We start from the raw sequence: 21,020 nt of genomic DNA on the forward strand, positions 1-21,020 counted from the left end.
CGCCGGATCGAGCCGAATCGTCCAAGTCTTCGGCGGATCGTCCGGCAAGCAGGCGCGAAGCCGAATCCGTAGACGAGGATTGGGCCAGCCTGCTGGCCGAGGAGGATAAATCCTTGCCGGCGAGACAAGCCGATCCGTATGAAGGAAACAGCAGCAAGCCGCTCGATCATGGAAAGCCGGCTGCCTTCGATGGCCATGGACGGAAAGAGCTGGCCTCTGTAGAGGCGCATGAGGAAACGGAGTCTCCTTTTGCCGGCCCGGATGCCGGAAGCGCGCCGGATGCCAAGGGCAAGACGGAGCGGGGCAGGCCGGATGCTGTCGAATCCGCCGATGATAGGTCCAGTGAAGGCAGAAAAGATAGATCGGGCCAGGGCAGGACTGGCAAAGGTGATTCCGAGCAAGCGGATTCTGGAAAAGGGAATTCGGAGAAGGGCCAGTCCGGCAAGGGCAAGCAAGCCGGGAAAAATTCCGCGCCTGGAACGAACGGAGATGCGCTGGAGCCAATTCCGGACGATATCGAGGAGTTCGTCGAGCGCCTGAAGGAGGAGGCCGGCTATAAGACGAGCTTCGACGTCATTGTCCGGCAGATGACTTTAGGCGGCAAAAAGACGGCTTTCTTCATGCTCAACGGACTTTCAAGCGGGCAGCTCATGACCGAGATCATCGAACGGCTGACCTTCCTGCAAGCGGACGCGGTTACGTCGCATGCGTTGGAGTCGTTCATGACGCTCTATGTTCCGGCCGTACAGGTCGAGCAGGAGAAGGACTGGAACATGATGATGACCGGCGTGCTGAGCGGCTCCACGGGCATGTACATCGACGGGGAATCGACGATGCTCATTCTCGATACGAAGATGTTCCCGATGCGCGGTCCGGAGGAGCCTTCGCTGGAGCGCGTCGTCCGCGGATCGCGCGACGGGTTCGTCGAGACGATGCTGATGAACGTGTCGCTCGTGCGCCGCAGGCTGCGGGATCCAATGCTGCGCCTGGAAAGTATCCGGGTCGGAGAGCGGACAAGGAGCGACGTCTGTGTCGCTTATATCGACGACATCGCGGACAAGGAGCTCGTCGAGTCGATCCGCGATAAAATTACGGCCGTCAAGCTGGACGGCATTCCGCTCGCGGACAAGCAGCTGGAAGAAGCGACAGTCAAGCGCGGATGGAACCCGTACCCGCTTGTCCGGTATTCGGAGCGTCCGGATGTGGTCGCCGCGCATTTGCTGGAAGGCAACGTCGCCGTATTCGTCGACACCTCTCCGAGCGTCATGATCCTGCCGACGACGTTTTTCGATCTGGTCCAGCATGCGGAAGAGAACAGGCAGACGCCGTTCATCGGAACATATTTGAGATGGCTCCGTTTTTTCGGCATCATGGCTTCGTTGTTTCTCGTTCCGATCTGGCTGCTGTTCGCCATGAATCCGCATCTGCTCCCGCCTTCGCTGGCTTTCATCGGGCCGGATAAGCACAGCAAGCTGCCGCTGTTCGTCCAGTTCCTGCTGGCGGAAGCGGGCATCGACCTCATGCGGATGGCCGCACTCCATACGCCTACGCCGCTGGCGATGGCGATCTCGCTCGTGTCCGCGATACTGGTCGGGGATATCGCCGTCAAGAGCGGCCTTTTCATCAACGAAGTCATTCTGTACGTGGCCGTCGCCGCCATCGGCATGTACGCCACTCCGAGCTACGAGCTCAGCCTTGCCAACAAGATCGTGCGGCTGCTGCTGATCTGTCTGGTGGCGGCCTTCCATATTCCCGGGCTTGTGCTGGGATGGACCGCGGTGTTCGTTCTGCTCGTCATGCAGCGTTCGTTCAACCGGCCCTACATGTGGCCTTTCATCCCGTTCGATCCGCAAGGGATGATCAACATCATTTTGAGGTTGCCGGTCATGAAAAACAAAAAGCGTCCGAACCTGCTTCGTCCGCAGCAGCGGGACAAGATGCCCGATGCCGAGGGAAGCTGAAGCGGCAGACTTCGGCGGCCCGGTCGAAGATGCAACAAATGCAAATGAAAGGACACAAAATCCATTTCTCCTCCAAACAGGGGTCGTTTATACTTGGATCACAATGATAAACGATTCCCTCCGGCGGAGGGCGGAAAGAAGGTGCTCTTTTCATGTATTTGCACGGAACAGCCCAAGTCAATGAACAGGGCCGCCTGGAAATCGGCGGCTGCGATACGAAGGATCTGGCGGAACAGTACGGCACTCCGCTTTATATTGTCGATGAGGCTCTTGTGCGTCAGCGTGCAAGGGAATATGTCGACGCATTCAAGGCTTCCGGATTCAAGTTCCAGGTTGCTTACGCAAGCAAGGCGTTCAGCACCGTGGCGATGTGCGCGATCGCCGAGCAGGAAGGGATGTCTCTCGACGTCGTATCCGACGGAGAGCTGCACACAGCTCTGCAGGCCGGTTTCCCGGCAGAACGCATCCACTTCCACGGCAACAACAAGACGCCTTTCGAGATCGAGATGGCCATCGACGCCGGCATCGGCTGCTTCGTGGTGGACAACTTCACGGAGCTTGAGTTGCTGAACGCGATCGCCGGGTCCAAAAACCGCAAAGTCAATATTCTGCTGCGGATCACACCGGGTGTAGAAGCGCATACCCATGACTATATTTCCACGGGACAGCAGGATTCGAAGTTCGGCTTCGATCTTGCGGCCGGTGCCGCTTATCGTGCCGTAGAGGAAGCGTCCAAGCTCGATAATATCGTGCTTCTGGGCATCCACTCCCATATCGGCTCCCAAATCTTCGAAGTGGAAGGATTCCGCATGGCCGCTGCCAAAGCGGCTGAATTCTCTGTCGAAGTCCGAGACAAGCTGGGCCATATCTTCCGCGTCATCAACCTCGGCGGCGGCTTCGGCATCCGCTACACGGAAGAGGATGCCCCGCTTCCGGCCAGTACCTATATCGCCGCGATCACCGATGCGATCCGCTCCAACTTCTCCGCAGCCGACTATCCGCTGCCCGAGATCTGGATCGAGCCGGGCCGCAGCATCGTGGGAGATGCCGGTACGACGCTGTATACCGTCGGCACGTTCAAGGAAATTCCCGGCGTGCGCAAGTACGTCGCCGTCGACGGCGGCATGACCGACAATCCGCGCCCTGCGCTGTATGAATCCAAGTACGACGCCGTGCTTGCGAACCGCGCTTCCGAGCCAGCGAGCGAGACGGTTTCCGTAGCGGGCAAATGCTGCGAGAGCGGCGATATGCTCATCTGGGACCTCGAGCTGCCGAAGGCGGAAAGCGGCGATCTGCTGGCTGTATTCTGCACCGGCGCCTACAACTACGCGATGGCGAGCAACTACAACCGGATCCGCCGGCCGGCCGTCGTCCTCGTCAAGGACGGCCAGTCCGACCTCGCCGTGCAGCGCGAATCTCTGGAAGATATATCCAGAAACGACCTTCTGCCTGAGCGCCTGCGCAAGGCTGGCGTCCAATCCTAGTCGTAAAAGCATAGCCCTTCGGAGAAACCCGCGTTAATCAACGTCGGGCTTCTCTTTTTTTAATTCCGTTTGCCTAGTTCTCCGAGGTTCTTCGGTAGTGAGTGAATTAGACGGATTTTTCGCCTAATTCCTTGAAATTAGGGTAAATAGGAGCGAATAAGAAGGGTTTTCCGCCTTATTCCTTGAGATTAAGGTAAATAGGAGCGAATAAGACGGGTTTTCCGCCTTATTTCTTAAGTTTAAAGTAAAAAGGAGCAAATAAGACGGGTTTTCCGCCTTATTTCCTCGAGTTTAGGGTAAAGAGATGGGAATTAGACGAATTATTCGTCTAATTTCAAAAATTTGGAATGAACACCGTGTTTGACGAACTTATCCAACGTATTGATGGACGGACAACAAAGGTTTCTCTCTGCTCCTGTGCAAACGGAGCTGTCCTCTGTTTGGACAGCTGCCGTTTTGCTTTTCGAGAATAGAACCCGCGCGAGAACCGCGGTTTCTCTCTGCTCCTGCGCAAACGGAGCTGTCCTCTGTTTGGACAGCTGCCGTTTTGCTTTTCGAGAATAGAACCCGCACGAGAACCGCGGTTTCTCTCTGCTCCTGCGCAAACGGAGCTGTCCTCTGTTTGGACAGCTGCCGTTTTGCTTTTCGAGAATAGAACCCGCGCGAGAACCGCGGTTTCTCTCTACTCCTGCGCAAACGGGGCTGTCCTCTGTTTGGACAGCTGCCGTTTTGCTTGGAATGCTGCCTTAGTGTATGATAGAATCCGTACATACCGTTAGAGGACAAGGAGTGACTATCATGGCAAAACAAGCAAAAATCACGCTGGAAAACGGCGGAGAAGTGGTTCTGGACCTGTTCGAAAAGGACGCCCCGAACACGGTCGCCAATTTTGAAAAGCTCGCGAACGAGGGCTTCTACAACGGACTGAGCTTCCACCGCGTCATTCCGGGATTCGTCGCTCAAGGCGGCTGCCCGAACGGCACCGGCACCGGCGGCCCTGGCTATACGATCAACTGCGAGATCAACCCGAACAAGCATGAGCGCGGCTCCCTCGCGATGGCGCATGCGGGACGCAATACGGGCGGCAGCCAGTTCTACATCTGCTATCAGCCGCAGCCGCATCTGGACGGACAGCATACGGTCTTCGGCAAAGTTGCCAAGGGCATGGAGTATGTCGATGCGTTCAACAACGGCGCGAAAATGGCCAAAGTAGAAGTTTCCGAGGCTTAAGGAAGGCTTTGCCCGAATAGTCCGGCGGAGGGACAGCCCTCTGCCGGCTTATTTCTTTTCTCCCTTGTCCGCAGCCGCGAAGCCGGAACGGCTCCAATTCCAAGCCGCCGACTTGCAATTTGGATGGAGGCAAGGTAAGATGCAGGAAGAACAGTTATCATTCTGGATACAGTTTCTTGCCGGCATGATCGTTCGACAGGTTTGAACCAAATACAGCGGTTTCCTTCGGGGTCGGGTGAAAGTCCCAACCGGCGGTGATCCGCCTGCGAGCGCATGAGCACATGCTCCGCTCGGCAGCGCGGCAAGTCCGTGACCCGATTGCCATTTCCCGCAAGATCTCGAGAGCCTGCGGCGCAAGGCAAGCGGTGGACCTGGTGAGATTCCAGGACCGACAGTACAGTCTGGATGGGAGAAGGAGCCGCTTTTGATGCTCGCCATGCCTTGTTCCAAGGCGTCTATTTTGGCATCCATCAGCGAAGGCCATCCCTCCGGATGGAGGATGTTTGGCTTATTCGCGAAATGTTTTGCCATAGACACCTGCTGGTACGAAGCATGCATGGGGGAATAGCGACGGGTGTCCGTCTGCTTTCCCCTACCCTGGCAAGGAACTGTACTTTCCTTGCCGGCGTGATCATCCTAAGCGGACTCGATTGTCATCCACACCCCCGAAGGTTTAGCGTCGGGGGTGTTTTTGCGTTATGGAACGGATGGACGACGGATTTTATATGGATCTGGCCCTGGAGATGGCTGCAAAGACGTCGGGGCAGACCTCGGTCAATCCGGTCGTCGGCTGCGTCGTCGTCAACAACGGCCGCATCGTCGGCATCGGAGCGCATCTGAAACGGGGAGAAGGCCATGCCGAGGTGCATGCGCTCAATATGGCCGGCGAAGAAGCGGAAGGCTCGACCGTCTATGTGACGCTTGAGCCATGCAGCCACTTCGGCCGGACGCCGCCGTGCTGCGATCGGATCATTGCCGCCCGCGCGGCCAAGGTCGTGATTGCGGCGATCGACCCGAATCCCGCTGTCGCGGGAAGCGGAGCCGGCAAGCTTCGCGAGGCCGGCATCGAGGTCGTCACCGGAGTCCGCGAAGCGGAATCCAGACGTCTGAATGAAGCGTTCAACAAATTCATTACGACCGGGCTTCCGTTCGTCACGCTCAAGACGGCCTCGACGCTGGACGGCAAGATCGCGGCGAAAAGCGGCGACAGCCGGTGGATTACCGGACCGGAATCACGCGAGGCGGTCCATGCGCTGAGACATCGCCATCAAGGCATCATGGTCGGGATCGGGACCGTGCTGGCCGACGACCCTTCGCTCAGCGCAAGGCTTTCCGTGCCGGCGCTCCAGCCGGTCCGGATCGTTGTCGATTCAACGCTGCGGCTCCCGCCGAAGGCCAAGCTTATGGATGGCGCCGCCCCGGTCATCGTGCTGGCGTCTGGCGCTGCCGACCCGGCGAAGCGGGCGGCTCTGGAAGCCGCCGGCGCCGAGGTGATCCTTTGCGGCAATGGCCGTACGGTCGACTTGAAGCAGGGAATGAAGCAGCTCGGCGAGAGAGAAATCGGCTCGATCCTCCTCGAAGGAGGGGGCAGGCTGAACGGGGGCATGCTGGATAACAGGCTCGTCGACCGGATCAGGCTGTTTTTCGCTCCGAAAATCATCGGAGGGGGAGCCGCTTCGCCGGGAAGCTTTGATTTCGGCGGGTTTCTGCGGATGGAAGAGGCGATAACCCTCGTGGATACGGAGATGGAGCGGTTCGGAGACGACTGGTGCTTGTCCGGAGTTCCGCTTTACGGAGATAAGGAGGCTGAGCCATGTTCACCGGCTTGATCGAAGAAATAGGCACCCTGCAGCGGGTGTCCCAGAGGGGCGAGGCTCTCTTGCTGACTATTGGAGCTTCCAAGGTTTTGGAAGGGGTCGGCCTCGGGGACAGCATTTCCGTCAATGGAGTGTGCCTGACGGTTACTTCCTGGGACAAACGAAGCTTCAATGTGGACGTCATGCCGGAAACCTACCGTCATACGAATCTGAAGGACCTCCCGGCCGGAAGCCCCGTCAATCTGGAACGGGCGATGGCGGCAGGGGGGAGGTTCGGAGGGCATATCGTTCAAGGGCATGTGGACGGCACCGGCATGATCATGCAGCGCAGGGTCGACGCCAACGCGGTCGTGTTCCGGATCAAGCCTCATGATGACGCGCTTATGCGATATGTCATTCCCCAGGGATCCATTACAGTCGACGGTATCAGCCTCACGGTAACCGGTACGGAAGGCGGCGGACTCGACATATCGATCATCCCCCACACGTTGGCCCAGACGGTGCTTCAGCATAAAAAAGCCGGAGACACCGTCAATCTGGAATGCGACATTGTCGGGAAATACGTGGATCACCTGCTTCATTACGGCAGCCGATCCGTATCCTCGCCTTCCGCTTCCCAGCCCTCTGGCGGTCTAAGCGCCGCCTTCCTTGCCGATAATGGATTTATTTGAGAAGCCTGAAGGGAGAGGACAGAAGTGGAACACTTTGACCATCAAGAAGGACCGTCACCGTTCGATACCGTCGAGGAAGCGATCCAGGAGCTGCTTGCAGGCAAGCCCGTCATCGTCGTCGACGACGATGACCGCGAGAACGAAGGAGATCTGATCGCGCTGGCCGACAAGCTGTCTCCGGCCGTCGTCAATTTCATGATTACGGAAGCCCGCGGACTCGTATGCGTGCCGATTACGGCGGAAAGAGCCGAGGAACTGGAGCTGCCTCCGATGGTGTCGCAAAATACGGACTATCACGGAACGGCGTTCACGGTATCCGTCGACCATATCTCCACGACGACCGGCATATCCGCCCATGAGCGTGCGGAGACGATCAAGGCGCTGGTCGACGGGACGGCCAAGGCGGGCGACTTCCGCCGTCCGGGCCATATCTTCCCGCTGATCGCCAAGGACGGCGGGGTGCTGCGCCGGGCTGGACATACGGAAGCCGCGATCGATCTGGCCCGGCTGTGCGGCTCCAAGCCCGGAGCGGCTATCTGCGAAATCATCAAGGAAGACGGAACGATGGCCAGGCTGCCCGATCTGACCGCGTTCAAGGAGAAGCATGGCTTGAAGCTCATTACCATCCAAGCGCTGATCCAGTACCGCCATCGCCGCGACAAGCTTGTCGAACGGGTGGTAGAGGTGAACATGCCGACCGACTTCGGGGTTTTCCGGGCTGTGGCCTACACCAATGAGACAGACGGGAAGGAGCATGTGGCCTTCGTGAAGGGAGAGATCGATCCGTCCAAGCCGACGCTTGTCCGCGTCCATTCGGAATGCTTGACGGGCGACGTCTTCCATTCGCGCCGCTGCGATTGCGGTCCGCAGCTGGCGGCGGCTCTCCGTCAGATCGAGGAAGCCGGGAGCGGCGTCCTGCTCTACATGAGGCAGGAAGGCAGAGGGATCGGGCTCATCAACAAACTCAAAGCCTACAAGCTGCAAGAGCAGGGATTTGATACGGTAGAGGCGAACCTGAAGCTCGGCTTCGGGGCGGACTTGCGGGATTATGGCATTGGAGCCCAGATCCTGCGCGACCTCGGCATCGCCGAGATGCGCCTGATGACGAACAATCCCCGCAAAATCCGCGGTCTGGAAGGCTACGGACTGAGCGTTGTGGAGCGGGTTCCGATCCAGATGGAGCGCAACGAAAGCAATACGAACTATCTGAATACAAAAAAATCGAAGCTAGGCCATCTGTTGGAGTTTGAAATATAAGCCGATTATCATAGAATAGAAAGGTGTGTTCAGTTCCATGACGAAATATTATGAAGGACATCTGGTCTCGCAAGGTCTTAAATACGGGGTTGTCGTCGGCAGGTTCAACGAATTCATCACAGGCAAGCTGCTGAGCGGGGCGCTGGATGCGTTCAAGCGCCATGGCGCTGGAGAAGAAGAAGTGGAAGTGGCCTGGGTTCCGGGAGCGTTCGAGATTCCCTTGATCGCGCAGAAAATGGCCGAAAGCGGCAAGTACGATGCGGTCATTACGCTCGGTGCTGTCATTCGGGGATCGACGCCCCACTTCGACTACGTATGCAGCGAGGTAGCCAAAGGGGTGGCGGCCATCAACCTGAAGACCGGGATTCCGACCATCTTCGGCGTTCTGACGACCGATTCCATCGAACAGGCCGTGGAGCGGGCCGGAACAAAGGCAGGCAACAAAGGATGGGAAGCGGCGACGGCAGCCATCGAGATGGCGAATCTGACCCGATCCATCCAGGGCTGAGCAAGGAACAGACCTTGCCGGCGCAACGTTCCGCCGTCCGATACGCATACGAACGAGCGGGACGACTAGACGGAGGGTGAAGCGGCATGTCCGTGCACTACAAACTGGAGTCATTTGAAGGGCCGCTGGATCTGCTGCTTCACTTGCTCGACAAAGAAGAAATCGAAATCTACGACATACCGGTAAGCCGCATCACGGATCAGTATATGGAGTATCTTCATGCGATGCAGGAGATGGAGCTGGATGTGACGAGCGAGTTTCTCGTCATGGCTGCCACTCTGCTCGCGATGAAGAGCGGCCAGCTGCTGCCGAGGCCTCCGGTCATGGAGGAATACGAAGAGTACTGGGATGAGGACGAAGGCCTTGACCCGCGGGATGAGCTCGTGCTCAAGCTGGTGGAATACCGCAGGTTCAAGCAGCTTGCCGAGCAGCTTCGCGACCGCGAGATGGCCAGAAGCCTCGTGTACAGCAAGGAGCCGGAGGACCTGACTCCTTATTTGAAGGAAGACGACACCCATCCTCTGGAAGGGCTTGACTTGACCGACCTCATGGCCGCCTTCCGCAAAGCTCTGCGCAAGGCCGTCCGCCGCAGCGCCGTCGCTACGGTGCACAGGGACGAGATCAGCGTGAAGGACCGCATCCGTGACATCTCGGAGCTGCTGCGCGAGCATGAGACGGTCCGCTTCTCCCGGCTGATCGGCGGCGGCTTGGAGCGTCATGAGATCGTCGTGACGTTTCTGGCCATTCTGGAGCTGATGAAGATGAAGCAGGTCCGCGTGTTCCAGAACAGCCTGTTCGACGATATTGTCATCCATTGGAGAGGGGAAACGTCTGAAAGTGATGTATCAGCAACTGAAATCGATTATTGAGGGACTCCTGTTCATGGCAGGAGATGAAGGACTGAACGCCCGCCAGCTGGCGGATATCATGGAGATCGACGCCAAGGCCGCGGCGGACATCGCCCGCTCTCTCCAAGCAGATATGGAGAAGGACGGGAGGGGGATCCGCATCGCCGAAGTGGCAGGGGCATTCCGATTCACGACCCATCCCGGCCATGCGGCCTACTTCGAGCGGATGGCTTACAGTCCGACGCGGTCGAGCTTGTCCCAGGCGGCGCTTGAAACGCTGGCGATCGTAGCCTACCGCCAGCCGATTACGAGGGTGGAGATCGAGGAGATCCGCGGGGTCAAGAGCGAGAAGGCGATCCAGACTCTGGCCGCCAAGGATCTGATCGAAGAGAAGGGCAGAGCCGAGCAGATCGGCAGGCCGATCCTTTACGGGACGACCCGGTCCTTCCTCGACCACTTCGAGCTGTCATCCTTGGCCTCTCTGCCCGAGCCTTCCTCGGTCAGTCCGGACAACGATCTGGACGAGCAGACCCAGCTGCTGTTCGACAGGCTGGAGCAGCGGCAGCTGACGATAGACGATGCGGACAGGGAAGGAAACGACTGACGCGGAATGCAAAAAAGATCGGCATAAGCCGGTCTTTTTTTTCATTTCTGGGCATGCTAGCCATAGGCGCGGCCGCAGAAGAACAGCCAAGGCTGCCCTCAAAGGTGGTGCAGACATGCTTGGCTACCCTTATGGCTGGCTTACGCCTCTTATTCTGCTCGCAATCGCCGTCGCCTCCGCTTGGCTGGCTCCGCTGCGGATCCGGGCGGAGTTCGAGCGGACAGGCAAGGATGACAATATCGTCGTTGAATTCCGGACCTTGTTCGGGCTTCTGCACTACAAGTGGTCCGTTCCGTTCATCCGCCTGACCGGCGGCGGTGTCGATGTCCGCAACCAGACCAATCTGGATAAGGGCGTCCTGGACACGGAGACACGCAGAGACGGCAAGGTTACGATGGAGAGCGTGAACAAGTGGATCGAGCGGGCCAAACGGATGTTGAGGCAGACCGACGATCTGACCGGCCTTGCACGCCATACGCTTTCGAGAGTGGAAGTGCGGAAATGGGAATGGAACTCCGCCATCGGAACCGGGGACGCGGTATGGACTGCAATGGCCACGGGAATGGTATGGTCCGTCAAATCGGCCATTCTTGGCGTGCTCTCGCAGCTGACCCGGCTCAAAACAAAGCCTTCCGTCACGGTCCAGCCCGAATACCGCGGCGCAGGGTTTACAACGAGTTTCTTGTGCATAGCCCAAATCCGCTTTGGTTATGCTATCCTTGCCGGACTGCAGCTGCTTGTCCGGATGAAGAGAACGGGAGGAGGCGTCAGATTATGGCAGAACATCCTATTCAAGGCCTAATGCAGACCGCCATGGAGAATATCAAGGAAATGGTGGACGTCAACACGATCGTCGGCGATCCCGTGCAGACGCCGGACGGCAGCGTCATCATGCCGATCAGCAAAGTCGGCTTCGGTTTTGTCGCGGGAGGAAGCGACATCCGTTATGACGGATCGGACAATAGCGCGCAGTCCCAAACGGAGGGAAGCTCGGCGAACATATCGCTGCCATTCGGCGGCGGCAGCGGCGGCGGGGTATCCATCACGCCGATCGCATTTCTAGTTGTCGGCAGTCATGGCGTCCGCGTCGTGCCGCTAGACAACCAGACGCATCTCGTCGAGAGAGTCATCGATTCGGTGCCGCAGGCGTTCGAGAAGATTACCGGCATGTTCCGCAGCAACAACGGGACAGAACGTGTGGAAAGCACTCTTATCGACACCGATCATCTCATTTGATTTCCGGGCCAATAGGCCTTTCCGCTGCCCGCGAGACGGGCAGTTTTTTTTCTTGGAAGAGAGCTTGTTCATAATTGCGGGACAAGGCACATAATCTATCAACAGGGAGTCGGCCCTTGGCTGATCCTTCAAGGAGGATGTACGAATTGACGGCAAAATCGGCATTCAAAACGTGGGGCGCGGCGCTGCTGTCCTGCGCTCTTGTCCTTACGGTCCGGACGGGAACAGCTGCGGCCGAGCCCGCTCCGTTGTCCACCAGCGCCAAGGCCAGCGCATTGATCGACGTGCAGTCCGGCAGGATTCTGTACAGCGAGTCGGGCGACGAGCCGATGCTTATCGCCAGCCTGACCAAGATCATGACCGCGATCACCGCCATCGAAGACGGAAATATCAAGGATACGGTGACTGTAGGTCCGCGTGCCGTGGGCAAGGAAGGCTCTTCGATCTATTTGCGTCTGGGCGAGAAAATGAGCTTGCACAATATGCTGTACGGCCTGATGCTGCGTTCCGGCAACGATGCCGCCACGGCGATCGCGGAGCATGTCGGAGGTTCGGAGGAAGGCTTCGTCCGCATGATGAACGAGAAGGCGGAATGGATCGGTCTGGAGCATTCGCATTTCGAAAACCCCCATGGACTGGACCAGAAGGGCCATCTCTCCACAGCGAACGATCTTGCGAAGCTTGCCGCCTATGCCCTGCACAATCCGGTGTTCGCGGACATCGTCAAGACCAAGGTGCGCAAAGCGCCGAACCCCAACGATCCGTGGGACTACAGCTGGGCGAACAAGAACAAGATGCTGGCCTTCTATGAAGGCGCGGACGGGGTCAAAACCGGCTATACGAAAACAGCTCTGCGCTGCCTGGTGAGCTCTGCGACCCGGAACGGCCAGCAGCTTGCGGCCGTCACCTTGAACGACCGGGACGATTGGAAGGATCATCAGAACATGCTTGATTGGGGATTCCAGCATTACCCTTTGCGCCAGATCGCCAAGAAAGGCGAGGCAGTCCAAGGCTATCCCCTGGCGTCCGGGAGAAGCTTCAGCTACCCGCTTGCCGAGGGAGAGGAAGCCGGACTGACCGCGAAGCTTATTCTGCTGGACTCGGCGAAGCAGCCGACGCGCTATGCTCTCGGAGAACGCGGCAAGCTGGAATGGTCGCTGGCAGGAAAGCCGATCGGCGGGTCACCTGTCTATGATGCCGGCAGCCCGAGGCTCGGCATGCCCGACAAGCCTGCGGGTTCGTTCCGGCCGGGCGGCATGTTCCCGACCCGCTCCGAGAGATTCGCGGCAGCGCTCAAGAAGACGGAAGAGGTATTGTTCGGCAAGTAGAGCGGAAGGAGCTGATGCCGGTTGGTCAACTGGATCTGGCTGTTTTTCATCGTGGTCAGCATCGCGGCGGCGGCATTCACAGGCAGGATGGACCAAGTCACGCAGGCGGCTTTCGACGGAGCCAAAAACGGAGTGACGATCTGCTTCGGGCTGATCAGCATTCTCGTATTCTGGATGGGACTCATGAGAATTGCCGAGGACGCCGGGCTGCTGAAGCGGCTGGCCAAGCTGCTGAGCCCTCTCGTGCGCCTGCTGTTCCCGGATGTGCCGAGCGGCCATCCAGCGCTTGGCTATATCATGAGCAACATGAGCGCCAACATCCTGGGACTCGGCAATGCCGCCACGCCGATGGGAATCAAGGCGATGCAGGAGCTGCAGAAGCTCAATCCGAGGCCGGACACGGCCAGCCCGGCCATGTGCACCTTGCTTGCCCTCAATACATCCAGCATCACGCTCGTACCTACGACTCTGATCGCAATCCGGATGAACTACGGCTCTGCGAACCCGGCGGAGATCGTCGGCACGACGCTGGCCGCTACCGCTGTCGCGACTGCGGCCGCCATCGCCTTGGACCGCTGGTACAGGCGCAAGCAGCCGCCGGCGGAGCTCATGCCCCCTGCCTATCCGCGCGATAACGGGCTTCGTTCCAGCGGCAGGAGCCGCTCGTCCGGAACGGCGCCTCCCGGCGCTGCCCGGCCTCCGGCCTAGACAACGGGAAGGGGAGACAAGTCCATGCTGCAGATGATCAATATCCTATCCGCCTGGATGATCCCCGCGATCATCGCCTTCATCCCGCTCTACGGCGCCTACCGCAAAGTTCCCGTCTACGAGACGTTCACGGAGGGGGCCAAGGAAGGATTCGGCACGGCGATCGGCATCATCCCGCATCTTGTCGGCATGCTGGTCGCGATCAGCATGTTCCGCGCTTCCGGAGCGATGGATGTCATCGTCGGCTTCATCCAGCCTCTGCTGGGAAAGGCGGGCATTCCCGGCGAGGTTCTTCCGCTGGCCTTCCTGCGTCCGCTCACCGGCGCCGGCTCGCTCGCCTTCACGGCCGACCTGATCCAGACCTATGGGCCGGACAGCATGATCGGGAGAATCGCCTCCACGATTCAAGGGAGCACGGATACGACGCTGTACGTCCTGACGGTTTATTTTGGAGCGGTCGGAATCCGCAAAACCCGTTATGCCCTGAAGGTCGGCTTGGTTTCCGATCTGGTCGGTTTTCTCGCGGCGGTATTCATCTGCTTGTACATATTCAACTGAGCCGCGCCACTCGCCTAACCATCAATAGATCAAGCCTGCTCCTCCGGAGGGCAGGCTTTTTTGCGCATGGGGCAGCATCGCTCCGTCCAGCTTGTGCTTTTGTCCTGCAATCGGTATGATGAGGGGTGAGGTGAAGGACGTGGAACGTTTACAGAAAATCCTGGCCGCTGCCGGCGTGGCATCGCGCCGCAAATGCGAGGAACTCATTACGAGCGGAGCGGTCGAGGTCAACGGGATCGTCGTCAAGGAGCTCGGCACGAAAGCCGATCCGGCCAACGACATCATTGCCGTCAAGGGCAAGCCGATCGCATCCGAAAAGAAGATTTATTTGATGCTCAACAAACCGAAGGGCGTCATTACGAGCGCTTCGGACCCGAAAGGACGCAAGATCGTCAGCGACTTCCTGCCCGGCATCAAGGAGAGGGTATACCCTGTAGGCCGGCTGGACTATGATACGGAAGGCCTTCTGCTGCTTACGAACGACGGCGAGTTCGCCAACCTGCTGACGCATCCGAGCCACCACGTGCCGAAAACCTATCTGGCGACCGTGAAGGGCGTGCCGCACGGAACCGCTCTGGAGAAGCTGCAGAACGGCATCAAGCTGGAGGATGGAATGACCGCCCCCGCAGAGGTCGAATATCATGACGTCGACATGGACAGCAAGCAGTCCACCGTCCAGATTACGATCTACGAGGGACGCAACCGGCAGGTGCGCCGCATGTTCGAGGCGGTAGGACACCCCGTAACGCGCCTGAAGCGGATCCAGTTCGGCCATCTTGGGCTGGAGAACATGCAAAGGGGCAAATTCCGTCATCTGACGGTCTCCGAAATCAAGGAGCTTATCGACGCGGCGAACAGCAAGTCACATAAAGTTCATAAAAAGTAAGAGGCAGCCCGCTGCTGGAAACTTTTCCGCGCTATAATGAATGATAAGAAACGCTTTCATTAGGATGGTGAACATCATGAGGGGCTCTGCCCGCAGACCCGTTCAAATCATAATCCTTCTCGGCGTCTTGCTCCTGGGCGGTTACGCCATCGGCAAGACGCTGTTTGCGTCGAAGGAAGGATTGCCGTCGCCGGGCGACACGCCGCCGGCCTTCACGCTGTCCACTCTTGACGGCAAGACGGTCTCTCTGGATGAGTACAAGGGCAAGCCCGTCGTGCTCAATTTCTGGGGCAGCTTCTGTCCTCCATGCGTCAAGGAAATGCCGGAGTTCGAGCGTCAGTACGAGAAGTGGAAGGGAGAAGGCCTGGAAATTCTGGCCGTCAACCTGAGCGAGGACAATCTGACCGTGCAGAATTTCGTCGCCGGCATGGGGCTTACCTATCCGATCCTGCGCGATGTGGACAAGGACACGGAACGGCGGTACAAGCTCAGGCAGTATCCGACCACGTTCTTCATCCGTCCGGACGGCAAGATCGGGGAAGTATACGCCGGAGGAATGAAGGAAGCTGACATCGACGAGCGCGTGCAGCGGCTGCTCCAGGACTGAGGTCCGTCCGCCGCTGCGCCGCACACACAGCTCCATGACAGGGGGATACATCGGTGTTCCAAAACACCAAATGCGAATGCGGCCATCAAAACCCGACCGGCACCGTGTTGTGCGAGGCTTGCGGCAAGCCGCTCGACGAGAAGGAAGCCGGCGGCACCGACTTGCTGGAGATGCGCTACGATGGAGTGGCACGCCGTTCCCAGAAAGCCGACCCATCAATCATCGACAAGATCTGGAATTTCTTCTCTTCCGTCAAGATCGCCGTTTACCTGATCATCATCACGCTGATCGGGGCATCGCTCGGCACGATCTTTCCGCAGGAGGATATTTTCCTCTCCAACATGGACATGCCTTCTTACTACAAGGATACATACGGAACGCTCGGCAGCATCTATTACGAGCTGGGACTGTCGCATACATACGAATCCTGGTGGTTCATCCTGCTGCTCGTCATGATCGGCACCTCGCTTGTCATCTGCAGCCTAGACCGGGTACTTCCTTTATACCGGGCGCTCAACAAGCAGCAGATCCGCAAGCACGAATCGTTCCTGCAGCGGCAGAAGGCCGTCTATGCCGGAGAAACCGACCAAGGCCAGGACTTCATCGACTTGTTCGCCAAGCAGGCCAAGAAGCGGCATTACAAGGTGACGCGGACCGAAGACGCCCTGCTGGCGGAGAAGAGCCGCTTCAGCCGCTGGGGACCATACATCAATCACATCGGCCTCATCGTCTTTCTGCTGGCAGTGCTGGCGAGAGCGATTCCGAGCTGGCAGCTGGACGAGTACGTGACCGTCCCGGAAGGGGATACGGTGAGGATCGAGAATACGGACCTCTTCGTCAAGAACGAAAAGTTCACGGTCCAGTACTACAAGGACGAGGAGCTGCCCGCCGAGCTGCGGGGAACGAACCGCGCGAAGCTGTACCGGACCGATGCGGTCCTATACCGCTGCCTGGCGGATTGCGGTCCGTCGTCGCCCGAACCGAAGCTGGAGCAGGTCGCTTCCCATCACATCGAGGTGAACAGCCCTCTGGAATACAAGGGGCTCAAGCTTTACCAGTTCGACTATGACAGCACTCCTGTCCTGCGCGAGGTCAGCCCCATGCTGGTGGACAAGCAGACCGGCAAGCAGTACGGACCGTTCAAGCTGGCGATGAAAAATCCGCAGACCAGCTACGAGCTCGGGCCTTACAAGCTGGAGCTGAGGCAGAACTTCATGGAGTTCGCCATCGGCGAGGACGGCAAGCCGATCACCAAGTCGAGGGATCCGAAGGCTCCTGCGTTCATTTTCCTTATCAAGGGGCCTGGATTGGCCGAGGAAGGCGAGCCCTACATCTACTTCCCGATGCAGAAGGACAAAGCCGCGTTCAGCCAGGACAAGCTCAACAAAGGCATCGCCGACCGGTTCGAAATCAAGGTCGGCAGCATGCAGAATGTCAAATTCGTCGAATTCACGACGTTCCTCAACGTCAGGGTCGACAAGGCGATGCCTTACATCTGGACCGGCCTGGCCATCTCGATGATCGGCTTGATCATGGGCGCCTATTGGCAGCATCGGCGCATCTGGCTGCGTCTGGACGGCAATGCCGTCACGATCGGCGCGCATACGAACAAAAACTGGTACGGCATGAGGGCCGACCTGGCCGCTGCGCTCAAGGCAGCAGGAATCCAGGTTGATCCCAAGAGCCTCGACAACGGAGGGAACCGGACGTGAATTGGCTTGATTTCAGCAGCTCGGCTTTCGTCGCTGCTTTCTTTCTCTACTGTTTCGGATTTTTATTTTTCGTAACGGCTATCGTCGGCCGCAGATGGAGCCACGGCAACCCGGAACGGCATGAAAAGCGCTGGGGAAAAATCGCTTTTATCGTGTCCGTGCTCGGACTTGCGGCCCATCTCCTCTTCTTTACCACCCGCTGGGTCGGAGGAGGCCATATTCCGATCAGCAACATGTATGAGTTCATGACCTTCCTGGGCATGGCTATCATGGTGGCATTTACCATTATTTATCTCATCTACCGCAAGCCGATTCTGGGCATGTTCGCCTTGCCGCTTGTCGTGATCATCGTCGCTTACGCGTCCGTGTTCCCGCAGGAAGTGCAGCCGCTGATTCCGGCGCTCAACTCCTACTGGCTCAAGATCCACGTGACGACAGCGGCGCTCGGAGAGGCCTTCCTGGCCGTCGGCTTCGCCGCCGGGCTGCTCCATCTGCTCCGCACGATCGACTTTGCCGGCAAATCCGAAGACTCCCGCAAGGAGCGCCTCTGGATCGAAGTGACGATGTTCATGATCGTCGTCGCCGTCGGATTCATCATCACCGTATTCGCCTTCCGTGCGGCAGGGTATGAAGCCCAGTTCACCCAGGAGAACGTGCAGGTCAGCCAGGCTGGCGAGGAGAGCTCCAAGGTGGAGACCGTGAACTACTCCATGCCTCCGATCGTCAAGCCGTTCAACAGCACATTGGTCCAGATGGACAGCTTCCTCGGCATCAAACAGCCTGTATTTGAAGCTCCGTCCTGGATGAACGGAATCAATGCCGGCCGCAAGCTGAACACCGTCATCTGGTCCTTCCTTTCGGGCCTGATCCTGTACGGCATCCTGCGTCTTGTTCTGCGACGGACGCTGTCGGCAGCCATCCATCCGTACACGACGGATATCGATCCCGACGATCTGGATGAGATCAGCTACCGGGCGATCGCGATCGGCTTCCCGATCTTCACGCTCGGAGCGCTTATCTTCGCGATGATCTGGGCGAGCATCGCCTGGTCGCGCTTCTGGGGCTGGGATCCGAAGGAAGTATGGGCGCTCATCACCTGGCTCTACTACAGCGCCTACCTCCATCTTCGGCTGTCGCGCGGCTGGCACGGCAATCGCTCGTCGTGGCTGACCGTCATCGGCTTTCTCATCATCATGTTTACGCTCGTAGGCGTCAACCTGGTCATCGCCGGGCTGCACTCCTACGCAGGCGCCTAATAAATTCGTTAAGGGATCGAAAGGAGCTGATACGGAGTGAATGAATATTTGCATCGCATCCTCGTCGTCGACGACGAGGAGCGGATTCGCCGCCTGCTCAAGATGTACCTTGAGAAAGAAGGGTATCAAATCGAGGAGGCGGATGACGGCGAGACAGCTCTTCGCATGGCTTCCAGCCAGGATTTCGATCTCATCCTGCTGGATGTCATGCTTCCCGGCATCGACGGCATCGAGGTATGCAGCCGGCTTCGCCAGATCAAGGCGACACCGGTCATCATGCTGACAGCCAAAGGCGAGGAAATGAACCGAGTGCAAGGCTTCGAGGTCGGGGCGGACGACTATGTCGTCAAGCCTTTCAGCCCGCGCGAGATCATCTACCGCGTCAAGGCGATCCTGCGCCGTTCCTCGGCGACAGCGTTCCTGTCGCGGGAGACGGCCGCCAGCAGCAACATCGTGTTCCCGCATCTCGTCATCGAGCATGACGCGCACCGTGTAACCGCTGGCGGGCAGGAGATCAGCCTGACGCCGAAAGAGTACGAGCTGCTCCATTACCTGGCCGTAAGCCCGGATAAAGTATTCTCCAGGGAAGAGCTGCTGAAGGATGTATGGAACTATGAGTTCTTCGGCGATCTGCGGACGGTCGACACCCATGTCAAGCGGCTCCGCGAGAAGCTCAACAAGGTGTCTCCGGAAGCGGCCGCGATGATAACGACCGTCTGGGGAGTCGGCTACAAGCTCGAGGTTCCGAAGTAAAGATGAGATGGCTGTGGAGAAGCGTCGTCGGCAAGCTGTGGATCACGATCATGCTGCTCGTGGCGGTCGTTCTGATCATCCTGGGCATGTTCCTGCTCCAATACATCGACATCGCCTTCGAGGATTCATTCCGGGTCAAGGTGCTGTTCATTTATATCGGGATAATCGGGTTCCTGCTGTCTACTTTTTTCGCTTTCTTCCTATCCAGCAAAATCACTCAGCCGCTCCTTCAGCTCAAGGATGCGGCTGACCTGATTTCACAGGGCGAGTATCGGACAAGAGTGCCGATCCGCTCCTCCGATGAAATCGGCGAGCTGGCAGGAACGTTCAACCGGATGGCGTCCGAGCTGCATGAGCTCATAACGGATCTGAACCATGAGAAGGAGCATCTTTCGAGCGTGCTGCGCAGCATGGCGGACGCGGTCATCACGCTTGATGCAGGCGGCAACGTCGTTCTGGCGAATCCGCCCGGAGAGCTGCTGCTGGAGCGCTGGAGAAGGGTGGACTGGAATCAGGACGAGGATCCGGAAGGGATTCCCCTGGAGTCGGCGCCTCGTCCGCTGCGGGATCTGTTCCGCACGGTATCGATCGAAGGCAGGGATCTCAGCCAGAAGCTGCAGGTCCAGAGCGGTGTGTGGTCGGTCGTAATGGCCCCTCTCAAGTCGGAGGAAACCGTGCGTGGAGTCGTGGCCGTCATGCGGGATGTTACGGAAGAGCATCGCCTGGAGAAGCTGAGGCGGGATTTCGTCGCCAATGTGTCCCACGAAATCCGGACGCCGCTGTCGATGCTGCAAGGATACAGCGAAGCGCTGCTCGACGATATCGCCGGCTCGCCGGAGGAGCGGCGCGAGCTCGTTCAAGTCATACACGACGAGTCTCTGCGAATGGGCAGGCTCGTCAAGGATCTGCTTGATCTGGCGCGGATGGAAGCCGGCCATGTGGAGCTCAACTTCAATTCCGTGGATCTGGACGGGCTGGTGAGCCGTGTCGTGCACAAGTTCCAGGTGTACAGCATGGACCGGGACATCAAGATAGAATACCGTTCTCCGGAAGAGGCTGTCATCTTGGCGGAGGCCGACGAAGACAGGCTGGAGCAGGTGCTTACCAATCTGCTCGACAACGCCGTGCGGCACAGCTCCGACGGGTCTGCCATCCGTCTTGCGCTCGGACTAAAGGATGAAGCCGGCGGCACAGCTGCCGTGCTCAAGGTTGCCGACGAAGGCCAGGGTATTCCGGCGGATGACCTGCCTTATATTTTCGAGCGCTTCTATAAGGCCGACAAAGCCCGCAAGCGGGGCGCGGGAGGCGGTACAGGGCTGGGGCTGGCGATCGTGCGCAACATCGTGGATGCCCATGGCGGCACGATCCGCGCAGAGAGCACCGAAGGCGTCGGAACATCCTTTACGCTGCAGCTGCCTGTCGAAGGCCATCGTGTTATGTCTTAACACCCTCCATAGGAGGGTGTTTTTTGTTGAATCCGGGGCTCTAATCTTGTTGCTTGTGAAACATTTAAGGCGAATAGGAGGAGGCGTCTGCCGGAATGCCGAAAAGTTCGAAATGGAATCCGAGGCATTGACGATCGAAAGGAATGGAATT

20 protein-coding genes and 1 riboswitch are annotated in these 21,020 nt (G+C 58.4%); all 20 genes read left to right on the top strand.

The features are described 5' to 3' along the window. The first annotated feature begins 209 nt into the window (after positions 1-209). The 20 genes from AC06G8_RS09465 (at position 210) to AC06G8_RS09560 (ending at position 20,869) form a co-directional block, all read left to right on the top strand. Positions 210-1,961 (top strand): spore germination protein, encoded by a 1,752-nt coding sequence (locus AC06G8_RS09465; RefSeq protein WP_447662240.1) that lies wholly within the window; start codon positions 210-212, stop codon positions 1,959-1,961. A gap of 152 nt (positions 1,962-2,113) precedes the next feature. Next, a complete protein-coding gene (gene lysA / locus AC06G8_RS09470; RefSeq protein ID WP_480285129.1) occupies positions 2,114-3,445 on the top strand; it encodes a diaminopimelate decarboxylase in 1,332 nt (443 codons plus the stop codon). Positions 3,446-4,243: 798 nt separating this feature from the next. Beyond that, positions 4,244-4,675, top strand: a complete 432-nt coding sequence (locus tag AC06G8_RS09475) for a peptidylprolyl isomerase (protein WP_447661818.1) — start codon at positions 4,244-4,246, stop codon at positions 4,673-4,675. 217 nt (positions 4,676-4,892) lie between these two features. Next, positions 4,893-5,096: riboswitch (FMN riboswitch) on the top strand. Between the two features lie 277 nt (positions 5,097-5,373). Continuing rightward, positions 5,374-6,504, top strand: coding sequence for a bifunctional diaminohydroxyphosphoribosylaminopyrimidine deaminase/5-amino-6-(5-phosphoribosylamino)uracil reductase RibD (gene ribD, locus AC06G8_RS09480; protein WP_480285130.1), 1,131 nt, complete (start codon positions 5,374-5,376; stop codon positions 6,502-6,504). Continuing rightward, on the top strand, positions 6,489-7,163 hold the full coding sequence (locus tag AC06G8_RS09485) for a riboflavin synthase (RefSeq protein ID WP_447661816.1): 675 nt from the start codon (positions 6,489-6,491) through the stop codon (positions 7,161-7,163). Before ribD ends, AC06G8_RS09485 begins: the two co-directional genes overlap by 16 nt. A gap of 24 nt (positions 7,164-7,187) precedes the next feature. Beyond that, entirely contained in the window at positions 7,188-8,420 is a 1,233-nt protein-coding gene (locus AC06G8_RS09490) for a bifunctional 3,4-dihydroxy-2-butanone-4-phosphate synthase/GTP cyclohydrolase II (RefSeq protein WP_480285131.1), read from the top strand. A 37-nt stretch (positions 8,421-8,457) separates the two neighbouring features. After that, on the top strand, positions 8,458-8,928 hold the full coding sequence (gene ribH, locus AC06G8_RS09495; RefSeq protein WP_447661814.1) for a 6,7-dimethyl-8-ribityllumazine synthase: 471 nt from the start codon (positions 8,458-8,460) through the stop codon (positions 8,926-8,928). A gap of 86 nt (positions 8,929-9,014) precedes the next feature. Further along, positions 9,015-9,797 carry a segregation and condensation protein A gene (locus AC06G8_RS09500; RefSeq protein WP_076356475.1) on the top strand — a complete coding sequence of 261 codons (783 nt, stop codon included), beginning with the start codon at positions 9,015-9,017 and terminating at the stop codon, positions 9,795-9,797. A gap of 13 nt (positions 9,798-9,810) precedes the next feature. Next, positions 9,811-10,380 (top strand): SMC-Scp complex subunit ScpB, encoded by a 570-nt coding sequence (gene scpB / locus AC06G8_RS09505; RefSeq protein ID WP_480285132.1) that lies wholly within the window; start codon positions 9,811-9,813, stop codon positions 10,378-10,380. A gap of 115 nt (positions 10,381-10,495) precedes the next feature. Continuing rightward, a complete protein-coding gene (locus AC06G8_RS09510; protein ID WP_480285133.1) occupies positions 10,496-11,182 on the top strand; it encodes a DUF2953 domain-containing protein in 687 nt (228 codons plus the stop codon). Then, positions 11,155-11,616 carry a GerW family sporulation protein gene (gene ytfJ, locus AC06G8_RS09515; RefSeq protein ID WP_447661812.1) on the top strand — a complete coding sequence of 154 codons (462 nt, stop codon included), beginning with the start codon at positions 11,155-11,157 and terminating at the stop codon, positions 11,614-11,616. The genes AC06G8_RS09510 and ytfJ overlap by 28 nt, the downstream gene beginning before the upstream one ends. Positions 11,617-11,753: 137 nt before the next feature. After that, positions 11,754-12,944 (top strand): serine hydrolase, encoded by a 1,191-nt coding sequence (locus AC06G8_RS09520; RefSeq protein WP_447661811.1) that lies wholly within the window; start codon positions 11,754-11,756, stop codon positions 12,942-12,944. Between the two features lie 21 nt (positions 12,945-12,965). Continuing rightward, complete coding sequence (locus tag AC06G8_RS09525) at positions 12,966-13,652, top strand: nucleoside recognition domain-containing protein (RefSeq protein WP_447661810.1); 687 nt, start codon at positions 12,966-12,968, stop codon at positions 13,650-13,652. Positions 13,653-13,676: 24 nt separating this feature from the next. Further along, a complete protein-coding gene (locus AC06G8_RS09530) occupies positions 13,677-14,210 on the top strand; it encodes a spore maturation protein (protein WP_021878382.1) in 534 nt (177 codons plus the stop codon). A 139-nt stretch (positions 14,211-14,349) separates the two neighbouring features. Beyond that, positions 14,350-15,096, top strand: a complete 747-nt coding sequence (locus AC06G8_RS09535) for a pseudouridine synthase (RefSeq protein ID WP_447661809.1) — start codon at positions 14,350-14,352, stop codon at positions 15,094-15,096. A 76-nt stretch (positions 15,097-15,172) separates the two neighbouring features. Then, positions 15,173-15,703 (top strand): redoxin domain-containing protein, encoded by a 531-nt coding sequence (locus AC06G8_RS09540; RefSeq protein WP_447661808.1) that lies wholly within the window; start codon positions 15,173-15,175, stop codon positions 15,701-15,703. A gap of 53 nt (positions 15,704-15,756) precedes the next feature. Then, positions 15,757-17,415, top strand: a complete 1,659-nt coding sequence (gene resB, locus AC06G8_RS09545) for a cytochrome c biogenesis protein ResB (protein ID WP_480285134.1) — start codon at positions 15,757-15,759, stop codon at positions 17,413-17,415. After that, entirely contained in the window at positions 17,412-18,671 is a 1,260-nt protein-coding gene (gene ccsB / locus AC06G8_RS09550; protein WP_480285135.1) for a c-type cytochrome biogenesis protein CcsB, read from the top strand. The genes resB and ccsB overlap by 4 nt, the downstream gene beginning before the upstream one ends. A 36-nt stretch (positions 18,672-18,707) precedes the next feature. After that, a complete protein-coding gene (locus AC06G8_RS09555; protein ID WP_447661805.1) occupies positions 18,708-19,424 on the top strand; it encodes a response regulator transcription factor in 717 nt (238 codons plus the stop codon). A 2-nt stretch (positions 19,425-19,426) separates the two neighbouring features. Next, a complete protein-coding gene (locus AC06G8_RS09560; RefSeq protein ID WP_480285136.1) occupies positions 19,427-20,869 on the top strand; it encodes a sensor histidine kinase in 1,443 nt (480 codons plus the stop codon). The last annotated feature ends 151 nt before the right edge of the window (positions 20,870-21,020 follow it).

Source organism: Paenibacillus sp. SJS-P3 (assembly GCF_056711585.1).

Coding starts and splice junctions, on each gene's coding strand:
- lysA (WP_480285129.1), top strand. CDS start 2,114: ATGTATTTGCACGGAACAGCCCAAGTCAATGAACAGGGCCGCCTGGAA.
- AC06G8_RS09475 (WP_447661818.1), top strand. CDS start 4,244: ATGGCAAAACAAGCAAAAATCACGCTGGAAAACGGCGGAGAAGTGGTT.
- ribD (WP_480285130.1), top strand. CDS start 5,374: ATGGAACGGATGGACGACGGATTTTATATGGATCTGGCCCTGGAGATG.
- AC06G8_RS09485 (WP_447661816.1), top strand. CDS start 6,489: ATGTTCACCGGCTTGATCGAAGAAATAGGCACCCTGCAGCGGGTGTCC.
- ribH (WP_447661814.1), top strand. CDS start 8,458: ATGACGAAATATTATGAAGGACATCTGGTCTCGCAAGGTCTTAAATAC.
- AC06G8_RS09500 (WP_076356475.1), top strand. CDS start 9,015: ATGTCCGTGCACTACAAACTGGAGTCATTTGAAGGGCCGCTGGATCTG.
- scpB (WP_480285132.1), top strand. CDS start 9,811: ATGGCAGGAGATGAAGGACTGAACGCCCGCCAGCTGGCGGATATCATG.
- AC06G8_RS09510 (WP_480285133.1), top strand. CDS start 10,496: ATGCTTGGCTACCCTTATGGCTGGCTTACGCCTCTTATTCTGCTCGCA.
- ytfJ (WP_447661812.1), top strand. CDS start 11,155: ATGGCAGAACATCCTATTCAAGGCCTAATGCAGACCGCCATGGAGAAT.
- AC06G8_RS09520 (WP_447661811.1), top strand. CDS start 11,754: ATGTACGAATTGACGGCAAAATCGGCATTCAAAACGTGGGGCGCGGCG.
- AC06G8_RS09530 (WP_021878382.1), top strand. CDS start 13,677: ATGCTGCAGATGATCAATATCCTATCCGCCTGGATGATCCCCGCGATC.
- AC06G8_RS09540 (WP_447661808.1), top strand. CDS start 15,173: ATGAGGGGCTCTGCCCGCAGACCCGTTCAAATCATAATCCTTCTCGGC.
- AC06G8_RS09560 (WP_480285136.1), top strand. CDS start 19,427: ATGAGATGGCTGTGGAGAAGCGTCGTCGGCAAGCTGTGGATCACGATC.